This is a genomic window from Duganella caerulea (assembly GCF_040362985.1).
In the GTDB taxonomy this organism is placed as follows: Bacteria; Pseudomonadota; Gammaproteobacteria; order Burkholderiales; family Burkholderiaceae_D; genus Rugamonas; species Rugamonas vulcania.
In genome coordinates this window covers 784,653-799,628 of sequence record NZ_BPWJ01000002.1, presented here as the reverse complement: position 1 = coordinate 799,628, position 14,976 = coordinate 784,653, and the positions used below count along the sequence as shown (strand labels likewise).

The 14,976-nt window shown below is 67.6% G+C and carries 9 protein-coding genes; 2 read left to right on the top strand and 7 right to left on the bottom strand.

The genetic code is table 11. The features are described from left to right. Positions 1-9: 9 nt before the first annotated feature. Complete coding sequence (locus ACUJB0_RS08455) at positions 10-927, top strand: GGDEF domain-containing protein (RefSeq protein ID WP_444844827.1); 918 nt, start codon at positions 10-12, stop codon at positions 925-927. Positions 928-935: 8 nt separating this feature from the next. On the opposite strand, the gene clpB is transcribed toward ACUJB0_RS08455, so the two are convergent. The 7 genes from clpB to ACUJB0_RS08420 form a co-directional block, all read right to left on the bottom strand. Further along, on the bottom strand, positions 936-3,518 hold the full coding sequence (clpB, locus tag ACUJB0_RS08450) for an ATP-dependent chaperone ClpB (RefSeq protein ID WP_444844826.1): 2,583 nt from the start codon (positions 3,516-3,518) through the stop codon (positions 936-938). Positions 3,519-3,619: 101 nt separating this feature from the next. Continuing rightward, positions 3,620-4,087 carry a molybdenum cofactor biosynthesis protein MoaE gene (locus tag ACUJB0_RS08445; protein WP_444844825.1) on the bottom strand — a complete coding sequence of 156 codons (468 nt, stop codon included), beginning with the start codon at positions 4,085-4,087 and terminating at the stop codon, positions 3,620-3,622. Next, on the bottom strand, positions 4,084-6,534 hold the full coding sequence (locus ACUJB0_RS08440) for a DUF349 domain-containing protein (protein WP_444844824.1): 2,451 nt from the start codon (positions 6,532-6,534) through the stop codon (positions 4,084-4,086). The genes ACUJB0_RS08445 and ACUJB0_RS08440 overlap by 4 nt, the downstream gene beginning before the upstream one ends. A 78-nt stretch (positions 6,535-6,612) precedes the next feature. Beyond that, positions 6,613-7,239 (bottom strand): hypothetical protein, encoded by a 627-nt coding sequence (locus ACUJB0_RS08435; protein WP_254452198.1) that lies wholly within the window; start codon positions 7,237-7,239, stop codon positions 6,613-6,615. Between the two features lie 252 nt (positions 7,240-7,491). Continuing rightward, complete coding sequence (locus ACUJB0_RS08430) at positions 7,492-9,897, bottom strand: bifunctional acetate--CoA ligase family protein/GNAT family N-acetyltransferase (protein ID WP_444844823.1); 2,406 nt, start codon at positions 9,895-9,897, stop codon at positions 7,492-7,494. A gap of 27 nt (positions 9,898-9,924) precedes the next feature. Next, complete coding sequence (locus tag ACUJB0_RS08425) at positions 9,925-10,914, bottom strand: DUF2804 domain-containing protein (RefSeq protein WP_444844822.1); 990 nt, start codon at positions 10,912-10,914, stop codon at positions 9,925-9,927. A gap of 10 nt (positions 10,915-10,924) precedes the next feature. Continuing rightward, positions 10,925-12,169, bottom strand: coding sequence for a winged helix-turn-helix domain-containing protein (locus ACUJB0_RS08420; protein WP_444844821.1), 1,245 nt, complete (start codon positions 12,167-12,169; stop codon positions 10,925-10,927). Between the two features lie 143 nt (positions 12,170-12,312). Between ACUJB0_RS08420 and ACUJB0_RS08415 the strand changes: the two genes are divergently transcribed. Further along, positions 12,313-14,967 (top strand): sensor domain-containing diguanylate cyclase, encoded by a 2,655-nt coding sequence (locus ACUJB0_RS08415; RefSeq protein WP_444844820.1) that lies wholly within the window; start codon positions 12,313-12,315, stop codon positions 14,965-14,967. Positions 14,968-14,976: the final 9 nt, after the last annotated feature.

The following is a 14,976-nucleotide window of genomic DNA, read 5'->3' as shown; positions in this document are numbered from 1 at the left end:
CGCTATCGGATGACAGACCTGTCACTCTTCACGACCGAACAGATCGCCGCGCTGCTTGCAGCGCTGCCGGACCCGGCGTTTATCTTCACGCGCAGCGGCAAATACGCGGCCCTGTTTGGCGGCACCGACGCGCGCTACTACCACGACGGCAGTTCGCTGGTGGGCAAGCGCATCGGCGACGTCCTCAACGCCGAGAAGGCGGCCTGGTTCCTGGCGCAGATCGCCGTCGCGCTGGCCAAGCGTGGCCTGCACGTGGTCGAGTACCAGCTCAACCGCAAGGACGTGAAGGGCCTGGAAAGCGAAGGCCCGGACGACACGATCTGGTTCGAAGGCCGCGCGCAGGCGCTGGATTATCAGGTGGATGGCGAGGACGCCGTGCTGTGGGTGGCGAGCAATATCACCACCAGCAAGAAGCTGGAGGCCCTGCTGCGCATGCAGAGCGAGACCGACGCGCTGACCGGCCTGGCCAACCGCCGCAAGCTGATGCAGGCCCTCAACGACAGCCACGGCCTGCACGCCCGCTACCGGACGCCGGCCTCGGTGCTGATCTTCGACATCGACAATTTCAAGGACATCAACGACCGCTACGGCCACCTGAGCGGCGACAAGGCCATCCAGGTCACGGCCGACGTCTGCCGGCGCGAGCTGCGCACCACCGATTTCCCGGCGCGGCTGGGCGGAGACGAGTTCGTGATCCTGATGCCGCACACCACCTGGGAACAGGCGATGCCGATCGCCGAGCGGCTGCGCCAGCGCATCGCCGAGCAGCTGCGGGAACTGGGCACGCTGGGCCAGGGCGCCACCATCAGCGGCGGCCTGAGCCAGATGCTGCCCGGCGACACCTCAATCGAGGATGTGCTGAAACGGGCGGACGATGCGCTGTACCGCGCCAAGCATGGCGGGCGCAACCGCATCGTCCATCACTAGCCGAATGATCAGCTGAAGACCAGCTCCCCGTTCACGGCGTCGACCTGGATGGTGTCCTTGGGACCGAAGCGGCCTTGCAGGATCAGCTTGGACAGCGGATTTTCGATCTGCTGCTGGATCGCCCGCTTCAACGGCCGCGCGCCATACACCGGATCGTAGCCCGCCTCGGCGATCTTCTGCAGCGCCGCATCGGTGACCGCCAGCGTCATCTCCATCTTGGCCAGGCGCTGTTCCAGGATCGCCAGCTGGATCTTGGCGATGGCGCCGATGTTCTTCTCATCAAGGCCGTGGAACACGACGATTTCATCGATGCGGTTGACGAACTCCGGACGGAAGTGCGAGCGCACCTCGGCCATCACCGCCAGCTTGACCACGCCGGGATCGGCATCCTCCATCGCCTGGATCTTGTGCGAGCCCAGGTTGGAGGTCATGATGATCACCGTATTCTTGAAGTCCACCGTGCGGCCCTGGCCGTCCGTCATGCGGCCGTCGTCCAGCGCCTGCAGCAGCACGTTGAACACGTCCGGATGCGCCTTCTCCACCTCGTCGAGCAGGATCACGCTGTACGGCTTGCGGCGCACGGCCTCGGTCAGGTAGCCGCCCTCGTCGTAGCCCACGTAGCCGGGCGGCGCGCCGATCAGGCGGGCCACCGAATGCTTCTCCATGAATTCGCTCATGTCGATGCGGATCATCGATTCCTCGGTGTCGAACAGGAAGCCCGCCAGCGCCTTGGACAGCTCGGTCTTGCCGACGCCCGTCGGCCCGAGGAACATGAACGAACCATACGGACGGTTCGGATCGGACAGGCCGGCGCGCGAACGGCGGATGGCGTCGGCGACGGCGGAAATCGCCTCGTCCTGGCCGACCACGCGCTCGTGCAGCTTCTCCTCGATGTGCAGCAGCTTGTCGCGCTCACCCTGCATCATGCGCGAGACCGGGATGCCGGTCGCGCGCGACACCACCTCGGCGATTTCCTCGGCGCCGACTTCGGTGCGCAGCAGCTTGGGCTGCGCGGGCGCGCCCTCCTTGGCGTTGATGCTCTCGGCCTGCTTGAGCTGCGCTTCCAGCTCGGGCAGGCGGCCGTACTGCAGTTCCGACACGCGCTGCCAGTTGCTCTCGCGCGTGGCCTGCTCCATCTGCAGCTTGATGCGGTCGATCTCTTCCTTGATGTGGGTACTGCCCTGCACCACCGCCTTCTCGGCCTTGAGGATTTCCTCGTAGTCGTTCAACTCGCGCTGCAGGCGCGCGATCTCTTCTTCGATCAGGTCCAGCCGGCGGCGCGAGCCTTCGTCCTTCTCCTTCTTGACGGCTTCCTTCTCGATCTTCAGCTGGATCAGGCGGCGTTCCAGCTTGTCCATCACCTCCGGCTTGGAGTCGATCTCGATCTTGATCTTGGACGCGGCTTCGTCGATCAAATCGATCGCCTTGTCGGGCAGGAAGCGGTCGGTGATGTAGCGGTGCGACAGCTCGGCCGCGGCGATGATGGCGGCGTCCGAGATGGCGACCTTGTGATGCAGCTCATACTTGTCCTGCAGGCCGCGCAGGATGGCGATGGTGGCCTCCACCGACGGCTCGTCGACCAGGATCTTCTGGAAGCGGCGCTCCAGCGCGGCGTCCTTCTCGATGTACTTGCGGTATTCGTCCAGCGTGGTCGCGCCGACGCAATGCAGCTCGCCGCGCGCCAGCGCAGGCTTGAGCATATTGCCCGCGTCCATGGAGCCCTCGGCCTTGCCGGCGCCGACCATCGTGTGCATCTCGTCGATGAAGACGATGGTCTGGCCCTCGTCCATGGCCAGCTCCTTGAGCACGGCCTTCAGGCGTTCCTCGAACTCGCCGCGGAACTTGGCGCCCGCCACCAGCGCCGCCATGTCCAGCGACAGCACGCGCTTGCCCTTGAGCGAATCGGGCACCTCGTTGTTGACGATGCGCTGCGCCAGGCCCTCGACGATGGCGGTCTTGCCGACGCCGGGTTCGCCGATCAGCACGGGATTGTTCTTGGAGCGGCGCTGCAGCACCTGGATGGCGCGGCGGATCTCGTCGTCGCGGCCGATCACGGGATCGAGCTTACCGGCGCGGGCGCGCTCGGTCAGGTCCAGCGTGTATTTTTTCAGCGCCTCGCGCTGGCCTTCGGCGTCGGCGTTGTCGACCTTGGCGCCACCGCGCACGGTGTCGATGGCCGCCTCCAGCGACTTGCGGGTCAGGCCGTTCTCGCGCGCCAGCTTGCCGGCGTCGGATTTATCGTCGGTCAGCGCCAGCAGCACCATCTCGCTGGAGATGAACTGGTCGACGCGCTTCTGCGCTTCCTTGTCCGCCAGGTTCAGCACGGAGACCAGCTCGCGGCCGGCCTGCACGTCGCCGCCGTTGCCGGACACCTTGGGCAGGCGCTCGAGCGACGCGCCCAGCGCCTTGGTCAGGCCGCCCACGTTGACGCCGGCGCGCTGCAGCAGCGAGCGCGCGCTGCCGTCGCTCTGGTTCAGCAGCGCGGTCAGCAGGTGGACCGGTTCGATGTATTGGTTGTCGTTGCCTACGGCCAGACTCTGCGAGTCCGACAGGGCTTCCTGGAGTTTGGTGGTGAGTTTGTCTTGCCGCATGGAATTGCTCCAATTAATTTAACTTATCGCCTACATAGGGGTGTGCGATCAAGTTTCAAGGAGACGCCTTTTTATTTAACAAATCCATGACCCACATCAAATTACGCGGCAGTGCTCCATTTCTTCAATGCAACATCGTCGCTGACGCGGGCGTCGACCCAGCGGGCGCCGTCAGGGGTCTGTTCTTTTTTCCAGAACGGGGCTTCGGTCTTCAGGTAATCGATGATGTATTCGCAGGCGGCGAAGGCCTCGCCGCGGTGGGCGGAGGTCACCGCCACCAGCACGATCTGGTCCAGCGGCTTGAGCGGCCCGACGCGGTGGATCACCAGCGCGCCGTATATCGGCCAGCGCTGTTTGGCCTGCTCGATGATGGTCTGGATGGATTGCTCGGTCATGCCGGCGTAGTGTTCCAGCTCCATCTCGGCCACGCTGGCGCCCTCGTTCAGGTCGCGCACGGTGCCGACAAACGACACCACGGCGCCCACCTTGGGATTGGCGGCCCGCAGCTGCGCCAGCTCGGCGCTCAGGTCGAAGTCGCCGGTCTGGATGCGGACGCTGTCGGCGCTCATGCGCGCTCCGCTGCGCCGATGCGGCGGAACAGCTGCTCGATGCGGCTGGCGGTGCGGTCGTCGGCCAGGGCCGGCATCGCGCACAGCTGCAGGTAGGCGCTGCCGGCGCTCTGCGGCTTCTGGCCGGACTTGAGCGACGATTGCAGCACCTCGACCTGCATCTTCAGGCGTTCGCGCGCGAACTCGGCGCCGCTGTCGACGCCGGCCACGATCTCCAGCCGCAGCACTTCATCGAGCAGCTTGGCGCGGTTGCGCTCCAGTTGCTCGGCGTAGGCGCCGCGCTTGCCGTCCAACGCGCCCAGCGCCGCGTTGAATCGGCCGTGCAGGGCGCGCTCGTAGTCGGGCGCCAGCGGCGGCAAGGCCGACCAGCGGCTCTGCCAGTCGGCGCCGTCGATGGCCGCGCCGTCGTCCGGCGTGCCGATCGCGCTCTCCAGCGCCTGGCACAGGCGCAGCTTGTCGCGCAGCGCATTGGCCTGGGCCGCGCCGGCGCGGCGCTTGATCGCGTCGGCCTGGCCCTGCACCGCCGCCACCGCAGCTTGATAGCGCTGCTGGATACGCGCTTCCGATGCGCGCGGCACGGCGCCTGCGGCATGCCAGGCCGCCGCCGCGTCGCGCAGCGTCTTGGCGATGGCCGCCAGCTGCGCCTTGTCCTCGCCGCTGAAGGTGGCCGTTTCCAGTTCCTTGCACAGCGCCTCGCGCGCATGCAGGTGGGCCTTGCGTTCGTGGTCGGCGGCGTGCGCGCTCTCCTTGCGCTTGGCGAAGATCGCATCGCAGGCGGCGCGGAATCGCTGCCACAGCGCCTGCTCGGCCTTGCGCTCCAGCGGCAGCGCCTTGGCCTGCTCCTGCCAGCGCTCCTGCAAGCGGCGCAGGTGATCCAGCGTGTGGCGGTCGCCCGGCTGCATCTGCTCCGCCTCGGCGATCAGCAGCTCGCGCTTGGCGGTTTCGATCTTGCGCTGTTCGGCCAACGGCGCCAGCATCTGCGCCAGCGCCTTGTCGAAGGCTTGATCGAGCTTGCGCTTTTCCTTGCGGTCGATGGTGCCCAGGCGGCCCCACATCTGGCGCAGGCGCTGGCCGGCGGCGGCCACGTTCTTCAGGTCCGCGCCCTCCGCCACGGCGGCGGCGGCCATGTTGCGGGTCTCGTCGATCAGCGCCTGGGCCTTGGCGGCGTTGGCGTGGCGCTCGTCGGCCAGCTGCTTGAAGTGGGCGGCGGCCGGCGCGTAGGCGGCGGTGCAGGCGCTGTCGAAGCGCTCCCACAGGCTCTTGGGCGCGTGGCCGGAGACCGCGTCCAGCGACTTCCAGCGTTCGCGCATGCTGCCGACCTTCTTGGCCAGTTCGCTCATCGCCAGACCCTGCGCGGGCAGCTCCTCGACCGCCTTGACCAGCTCCTCGCGCGAGACGTTGCCGCCCCAGCGCGCCCAGTCGCCGAGCCGCTTCAACTCGGCGCGAACGTGGTTCAGGCGGTCGGTCTGGGCCGGCGTCAAGCGGGTCTTGTGCTCCTTGAGCCACTTGTCGTGATCGGCGGCGGCGTGCAACAAACCTTGCTCCAGCGCGGCTTCCATCGCGTCCAGCGTTTCGAGGAATTTCTTGTCGGTTTCCTTGGGCGCGGCCGGTTTCTTCGGCTCGCGCGCGGCGGGCGCCGGCGCGGCTGGTGCCTCGGCGGCCGCTTCGGCGGTGGGCGCGGCGGGTGCGGCTTCGGGTTCGACAGCGGCAGCGGCGCGCTGGCTCGCTGCCGACAAGGCGGCGCGGCTCTGCTCCAGCGCCTGCGCGTAGTCGCTCAGCAGATGCTTGGGCAAGGCGTTGTGTTCGGGGGCTTGCTGGTATTCGGCCTGGGCGGCGGCGTGGCGTTCCAGCGCCTGCTGCGCTTCCTCCGGCGGCAGGCCGGCGGACGGCAGCTGGCGCAGCGCGGCCATGGCGTCGATGATGGTGCGCTGCAGATTGACCTGCGCTTCCAGCCGGGCCGCCAGCGCGGCGCGCGCGGCGGCGTACGGTTCGGCCAGCGCCGGCACGGCCGCGGTGATCTGCCATTGGCGGTCCAGGTCGGCCACCTGGTTGGGGGTCAGCTTCTCATCCTGCAGCAGGCGCTGGGCAAGCTCCAGGCAGGCCTGCGCTTTTTGCTGCTCGGCTTGCTGATAGCGGATCGCGTCCAGCCGTCCCTGCATCAGCTTGGCGACGCGGCGGTCGGTGTTGCGCATGGCCTGCAGCACCCGTTCGAGCTGCGGCTGCGACTGCACATGCTCGGCGGCGGCCAGGCGCACGCCGGCGAATTCGCTCTGCAGTATCAGCTCGACGGCGGCGGCCTCGTCGCCCGCCAGCGAGGCGGCGCGCTGGGCCTGTTCCTCGCGGCGGCTGGCCGATGCGGCAGCGGCGGCGCCCTGCTCGGGAGTCGCCTCGGCGGCCTGTTGATCGGCCGCCTGGTCGGTAGTTCGCTTGAAGATGAAATCGAACATGGTGCGCTATGAGATGGCTAAAACCACCATCATAGCAAAGCAAGGGGAATTTGCTTGAAGCGTATGCTAATTAGGCGGTTATTTCATCGCCGGCAACTGCCGGGTGGAACGGACATGCGGCGCCGGCGCAGCTTGCGCCTCGCTTTCCTCGACACTAATCACCGGCAGCACCTGCAGGCCGGGAATGCTGATCTGGCCGTCGTCCACCACGCGCAGGGAGCCGGCCAGGTTGCGCGCCGCCACCGCCTTCGGCTTGGCCGCCTCGACCGCCGCCACCGGCACCATGCCGGCACGCTTCATCTCTTCCAGATGCTTGTCATGCATCATCAATTGATTCGCGATGGAAAACCAGGTTTCGCCGGCGATCGCGTGGCGGGCGATCGCGAACAGCTCCTGCTCTTCCTTTTCCAGCCGCTTGAGCAGCGAGGAGCAAAAGGTTTCGATGCTTTCGCAGATGAGGTTGACCTGGTCCTCGCGCACATCGGCCACCGAGCCCAGCTTTTCCTGCAGCATGCGGATCGACAGCAGCGCCGCCTGGTTCAGGCGGTTGAGCTCGTCGAGCAGCTGGTCGGCGCGCTCGGTCGCCTCGCGCAGCGCGGGGATCAGGTACATCTCGGTTTTGCGCCAGTGGCAGGCCTGGTAGAGGCTGTTGAGGTTTTCGCAGGCGTATTCCAGCTGCGAAAGAGTGATGCTGTTCTGATGCATCAGCGTGGAGCGCACATACTTTTGGAAAGATAACAAACTGAGGCGGACACTCGCGTGTTCCACCGACAGCGCTACCAGAGTATATGTGGCAGTTAACATTCTGACTCCCAAGGCTGAAGTTGCGAAACGCCCGGATGGGCGGCAAAGAGCGGAAGTAAAAGTGTAAATAAAGCCGACAAACACGCTTTGACCTAGAACAAATTCAGGGCCTGGCGTTATACACATCAATATATAACAACCCGGCCGCGAATGCTATCGCAACGACAACTGTAGCCGCACCATGCCCGCTTCAGGATGCGGCAAAACCACGCCGCCGAAATGGCGCACCAGGTTTTGCACGCCGAGGTTCTCCGCCAGCGCGTCGCCGACGATCTCGCCGGTGCCCTGGCTGCGGAAATAATCGACCAGTTTCTGGAACAGGATGTAGCCCAGCCCCTTCCCTTTCAAATCGGAACGCACGATGATGGCGAATTCGGCGGACTGGTTGTCCGCGTCGGCCACGGCGCGCACCACGCCCAGCGTTTCCGGCTCGCCGCCCGGACCGTTGCGGGTGGCGATGAAGGCCATGGCGCGGTCGTAGTCGATCTGCGTCAGCCGCGCCAGCTGGGACGGCGGCAGCTCGCGCATGGCGGTGAAGAAGCGCAGCCGCACGTCGTCCGGGTCCAGCGCCGCGAAGAACAGCTGGTGCTGCGGCGCGTCCTCCGGCCGGATCGGCCGCAGCAGGATGCGTCCGCCCTGCCAGTCCAGCTCCTGCTCCAGCTCCAGCGGATAGGGACGGATCGCCAGCTCGCCGCCGCTGCGGGCCGGCGCCACCCGCACCTGCGCGGCCAGCGCCACCACGCCGCCGCCGATGGCCAGCAGCGGATTGAGATCGAGTTCGGCCAGCTGCGGCAGGTCGGCCAGCATATCGGCCACCTGCACCAGCGTGCGGCACAGCGCGTCGGCGTCGGCCTCGGTCTGGCCTTGCGCCAGCAGGCGCGCCACGCGGGTGCGGCCGACCATGTCGCGCGCCAGCACCATGTTCAGCGGCGGCAGGCCGGCGGCGCGGTCGGCCGCCACCTCGGCCGCGATGCCGCCCTGGCCGAAGAACACCACCGGTCCGAACACCGGATCGGTGCCGGTCTGGATGCGGGCCGCGGCCAGCGTGTGGCCGGTCAGCGCGGCCTGCTGCGGCGTGGCCAGCGCGATGCCGTAGGCCGACAGCAGCGCGCGCGCATCCTGGTCGGACAAAGTGCCACGCCCGGACGCCAGCGCCGACGCCACCAGCGCCCGCGCCGCCGCGCGCTCCGGCGCCGAGGTGGCGGGCAGGCGCGCCGGCACTTCCATCAGCAGCTCCTGGTTGCGGCGGTACTGGGCGATCTGCAGGAAGCCGTGCACCGCCTTTTCCGGCGTGTCGTAGGTGGGCAGCCCGGCGTCGGCGAACACCTGGCGCGCGGCCGCCACCGAGCGTCCGCCCAGCCAGCAGGACAACACATTCTTGGACGCGGAGCGCATCAGCGGCGCCACCGCCTCCGCGATCCGGCCGCTGTCCACCATGGCCGTCGGCGCGTGCAGGAACAGCAGCGCGTCGGCCTGCGATTCGCGCAGCAGCGCCTCGACCGCGCTGGTGTAGCGCTCGACCGGCACATCGGCCAGCAGGTTGACGGGATTGTCCAGCGGCGCCTCGGCGCGCTTGAGCAGGCGCAGGGTCTCGTCCGACAGGGGCGCCAGCCGCGCGCCGCTGCATTCAAGCGCGTCGGCCGCGATCAGGCCCAGGCCCACGCCGTTGGTCAGCACCGCCAGCCGCTCGCCGCGCTGCGGGCGCTGGCGCGCCAGCGTCTCGACGGCGTCGAACAGGTCTTCGGTGGAATGCACGCGCAGCATGCCGGCGCGGCGGATCGCGGCGTCGAACACCAGGTCGGCGCCGGGGGCGGCGTCGCGCCCCACCTTCAGCACGATCACCGGCTTGCCGCGCGCCGCCAGCCGGCCCGCCGACATGAACTTGCGCGCACTGCTGACATCCTCGATGCACAGCAGGATAGCCTCGGTCTCGACGTCGCCGGCCAGGTAGTCCAGCAGGTCGCCGAAATCGACGTCGGCGCCCTCGCCCATCGTGACGAAGCGCGAGAAGCCGATGCCGCGCAGGCTGGCCCAGTCCAGCACCGCTGTCCCCAGCGCGCCCGATTGCGACACGAAGGCCAGCTTGCCGGGATCGGCGGCGATGTGCGTGAAGCTGGCGTTGAGCCCCGCCGCCGGCGACTGCAGGCCGACGCTGCCCGGTCCGAGGATGCGCATCAGGTAAGGCCTGGACGCATCGAGCACCGCCTGCTGCACGCTGCGGCTGCCGGCGCGCAGGCCGTCCAGCCCCGCCGTCATGACAATGGCTGCGCGGGTGCCGCGCGCGCCCAGTTCGGCGATCACGCCGGGAATGGTGGACGGCGGCGAACACACGATCGCCAGGTCCGGCGCCGAGGGCAAGGCCGCCACCCGCGCGTAGCACGGCATATCGTGCAGCACCTGGTACTTGGGATTGAGCGGCCAGATCGCGCCGCCGCGCGCGAAGCCGCCCTGCGCCAGGTTGGCCAGCACGCGGGTGCCGATGCGCTGCGGGTTGTTCGAGGCGCCGATCACGGCCACCGAACGCGGTTGGAACAATCGGTCGAGATTCCTGATGCTCATGCTGCGATGCTCCTGTTTTACCGGCGACTACCAGCGCGAAGCATGGTCCTCGGTCACACCCATCATCTGCGTGACCACGCGTTTCGGTTGATCCGGCGCGCTGCGCACCCAGCCCGTGAAAGTGCCGACCGGCTGCAGGTAGCGGCTGGCCGCCACCACCAGGTTCTGGTCGTCGCGGCGCGCGCCCTCGGGCGTGAAGTACAGCTCCAGCAGGTCGTCCTCGGTGAAGATGTGCCACTGCGACAGCGGATCGCTGCTGTCGTAGATGAAGTGCGCCGGCGCCAGCGCGTGCACCTGGCCGTCCAGCCACAGCGCGTTCTCGTTGCCGCCGAAGTAGCCCGACTGCAGGTTGAAGCCCATCTCCAGGTCGTGCGCCGAGGCCCAGCGCCACGCGGTGTTCCGCGCCAGCAGGCCGTTGGAGTAATCGAAGCTGGCGACGCCGCCGGCCAGGTCGTAATCCTCGCGGAAGGTGCGCACCTCGCCGCTCAGCGGCATGCCGGACGACTTCTGCGTCGCATGCACCGAGCCATGCGCCACCGGCCCGGTGGCCAGCAGCAGCGGCGAGGCGCCGGGACCGAATTCGGCGTCGATCTCCAGGTAGTCGCAGCGCAGAGTCACGCCGAAGCTGCCGTCGCCGCGGCTGTCGATGGCGATGCTGCTCTTGCGCGTCTTGAAGCGGCTCGACGCGCCGGCATGGTCGGCCAGCCGCGCCGACAGGCCGGGCAAGCCGTTCTCGCCGAAGTTGGCCAGCATGTCGCCGTCGTTGCGGTCGAAGGCGTAGGCGAACGCGGTGCTGGTCCAGCCCAGGTCGACGATGGCGACCGCGCAGAACAGCTGTTCGGTGCACAGCGCGACGTAGTGCCAGCGCTTGTGGTGGAAGCGGCGCCACAGGCGGTTGCGCGCGAACGGCGCGGCCAGCCGGCTCCAGTCGATGTGGCCGACCTGGCCGGCGTAGCGGCCGAACAGCGGCTGGCCGTCGGGGCCCAGCAGGCTGTGGGGGGCGGCGGGCAGGCTCATTGAACTCCCATCATGCGGCTTCCATTTCTTCTTTGATGTTGTGATCCAGCGCGGCGCGCAGCAGCGGCGCGAAGCTTTCCGGCGCGGCGTGGACGATGCGTATCTCGGGGCATTCGTGCCAGTTGGCCAGGCGCTGCAAGGCGCCGGCGACGTCGCGCACGAAACGGTCGCTGACGCGCACACCCGGCTCCAGCACCAGCGACTTCAGTTCAAACACGCCGCCGCGCCGGTGCGCCTTGGCGTCCACCCGGCCGACCAGCGCGCCGCGCCGCAGTATCGGCAGCGTGAAGTAGCCATACTTGCGCTTCTCCGCCGGAGTGTAGCATTCGAGCCGGTAATCGAAACCGAACAGCTCCAGCGCGCGGCGGCGGTCCCACACCACCGGATCGAACGGCGACAGGATGGTGGTCAGCGTCGGCGCCAGCGTGCCGGCGGCGGCGGCCTCCAGCAGCGGCGCGTGGTCGGGATGGACGTAGATCGGATCGTCCCAGTCGTCGACCCACGCGCGCAGCAGCGCGCCCTGCTCCACCAGCTCCGCCGGATCGAGGCGCGGCGGCTTGGTGCGGAAGTAGTCGCTGATCCAGGCGACGCGCGCGCAGCCCATCGCCTTGACCGCCTTCAGCACCAGCGTGCGGCGGGTGTCGTCCATGTGCGGCATGCGGCGGTCGTCCCAGCCGGGCAGCACGCGCTCGGCCAGGTCGTAGATGCGCTGGAAGTTCTCGCGTGCGGCGATCATCAGCGCGCCGGAGGTGAACAGCACTTCGAGCGAACGCTTTTCCGGCTTCCAGCTCCACCAGCCGCCGCTCTGGCCATCGGTGCGTTCGAAGTCCGAGGAGCGCGTCGGCCCGTTGACGCGGATGTGGTTGAGCACCGCGTCGACTTCGGCGCGGCGTTCGCGCATCCATGTCTCGGAATACTTCCAGCCCATCGCCGCCGGATCGAGCATGCGGTGGCGATACAGGCCGTAGTCCTCGATCGGCACGAAGCAGGCCTCGTGCGCCCAGTACTCGAACAGCTGGCCGGCCGCCAGCGCCTGTTCCAGCCACGGTTGCGGATAGTCGCCAAGGCGGCTCCACAACACCAGGTAGGGACTGCGCGCCACCACATGAATGGTGTCGATCTGCAGCACGCCCATCTGGCGGATCGCGTCCACCACGTCGGCCTGGCGCGCCTTGCGGCGGCGCGGTTGCAGCAATCCCTGCGCCGCCAGGTGCAGCGCCCGCGCCGCGGCCAGGCTGATTATCAATTCGGTCATGACCGCTATTCTAATAAAGAAATCAACATTGCCTGTGATCGGAAAGCGGTTTTTTTTGACTCGCGAGCCACAAACGTGACATTTCCGTGCAGAATATCCACATTGTCGCGCAGCTTCGATTTCGCCGTGACCCCAGACTTTCAATGACCCATACCGCCACGCGCCCGATCGTGATTTTTTTCCGCCGCCTGTATCGCGCGGTTCTGCTGCCCGTGTTTGCGCTGGTGCTGCTGGCCGCCATGTGGGCGGCGGTGGCCTATCAGCTCGACCAGGAGCGCCAGACCGCCCGCTACGAAGCAGTGCTGCACAACCAGTCGCAGGCGCGCACGCTGGCCGAACACACCAACCACCTGCTGCGCCAGGTCGACCATGCCACCCAGCTGTTCAAGCTCAAATTCGAGGAGACCGGTGGCACGCTGCGGCTGGCCGAATTCACCCGCAGGAACGGCCTGCTCGATTCGCTGCTGCCGTCCAAGCTGGACCTGCCGCTGGCATTGGTCGGCCCCGACGGCCGCCTGATCGACAGCCGCAATGGCTACTTCCCGCCGGACATGCACGACCAGGCGCTGTTCCAGCACCACGCCGGCACGCTGGTCGACACGCCGCTGGTGTCGACGCCGGTGGTCGAGCCGCGCACAAAGAAATGGCAGATCATGATCACGCGGCGGCTGAACAACGCCAAGGGCGACTTCGCCGGCATCATCATGGTGATGATCGACCCGGCCACCTTCGTCGAGGACTACGACCGGCTGAACGTCGAACCCGGCGGCGCGGTGCTGCTGGTGAGCCGCGAGAACGGCATGTCCACCGCGCGCGTCGACGACCAGTTGATCATCAGCGATTCGATCGACTTCACCGCCGCGCAGGACGGCGCGCAGCAGGACGAGCTGCTACTGGCGCGTCCGTTCGACGCCGTCGAGCGCATCTACGGCTACGCCGAGATGCCGCGCTATCTGCTGCTGGCGGTGGTCGGCAATCCGGTGCAGTCGGCGATGGAAGGCTTTGCGCACCGGCGCGACATGTACTACGGCGCCGCCGCCACCGCCTCGGTGCTGATGCTGTTGTTTGTCGGCCTGCTGATGCAGCAGGCGCACCGCTTGCGGCGCAGCGCGCGCATGATCACCGAGGCCCAGACCATGCTGCGCGCGGCGGCCGACGCCAGCATGGACGCGGTCTACCTGTTCAAGGCCTGCCGCATGCGCGGACCATCCAAAGAAATCGTCGACTTCACCATCGCCGACCTGAATGAGCGGGGCGCGACGCTGCTGGGCTCCACCGCCGCCGAACTGAAAGGCAAGCGCCTGCTGGAAGTGCTGCCCGCGCTGCACACCAAGGGCTACATCGACAAGTACAAGACGGTGCTGATCACCGGCCGGCCGATGGAGGAGGAATTCGAAGCCGACCACCTGCCGGGCGGCGCCCATCTGTGGCTGCACCACCAGATCGTCGCCATCGACGAAGGCGTGGCGGTGACCACGCGCGACATCACGCCGCGCAAGGAGAGCGAACTGGCGATGCGCAAAAACCAGGCGGAGCTGGCCGCCGTCAACGACGCCTCGCCACTGGGCCTGATCCGCGCGGACGCCGAGGGCCACTGCACCTACGTCAACCGCACCTTCGAATTCATCACCGGCCTGACGCGCGAGGAATCGCTCGGCGATTCATGGATGCGCGCCATCCATCCTAACGACCGCCCGGTGCTCAAGGCGGCCCTGAAGCACATGGCCCAGACCCGCGTCCCCTACCAGGACACGGTGCGCTGCGTGCACCCGGACGGCATGATGATCTGGATCTCGTTCAAGATCGCCGCGATGGTGGTGGACGGCCAGGTCTACGGCTACGTCGGCACGGTGGACGACATCACCCATGTGCGCAAGTCCGTGATGGCGCTGCGCGAGAGCGAGGCGCGCCTGCGCACCATCGCCGACACGCTGCCAGCCATGGTGGCCTACATCGATTCGGAAGAAATCTACCGCTTCCACAACCTGGCCTACGAACGGGAATTCAACCGCAATGGCGTGTCGGTGCTGGGCAAGGGCGTGGAAACCACCATCAGCGAGGAGCGCTACCGCTTCCTGTCACCCTACATCAAGCGCGCGCTGGCCGGCGAAACGCTGACCTTCGAGGAGGACGATCCCGACTCCGCCATCGGCCGCACCTTCGAGGTGGTCTACATCCCGCAGATGGACGAAGACGGCGTGAGCGTGATCGGCTTCCACGTCATGCGGCAGGACGTCACCGCGCAAAAGCGCGAGAAACAGCGCCTGCTCAAGCTCTCGCAGGTGGACGCGTTGACGGGCCTGACCAACCGCTCCGGCTTCGTGCAGCGGCTCCAGGACAGCATGCAGGCGAGCCGCGAACACCATGGCCTGATGGCGGTGATGTACATGGATATCGACCGTTTCAAGCCGGTCAACGACACCTATGGCCACAGCGTCGGCGACGCGCTGCTGAAGGCGTTTTCGGCGCGGCTGACGCACGCCATGCGCGCCAGCGACACCATCGCCCGGCTGGGCGGCGACGAGTTCACCATCATCATGGAGCGCATCGCCCGCGTCGACGACGCCGCGGCGCTGGCGGCCAAGATCGTGGCCGCGATGCAGGCGCCGTTCGATCTCGATGGCACGGTGGTGTCGATTTCGGCCAGTATCGGCCTCGCCTTCTACCGCGACGAGGACATCACGCCGGCCGAGCTGCTGCACCGCGCCGACGTACTGCTGTACGAGGCCAAACAGGCCGGCCGCAATACCTATCGCGCCGGCCCGGCGCTGCCGGCGACGGCCGGCAGCGCGGCCTAGCCGGCGGCG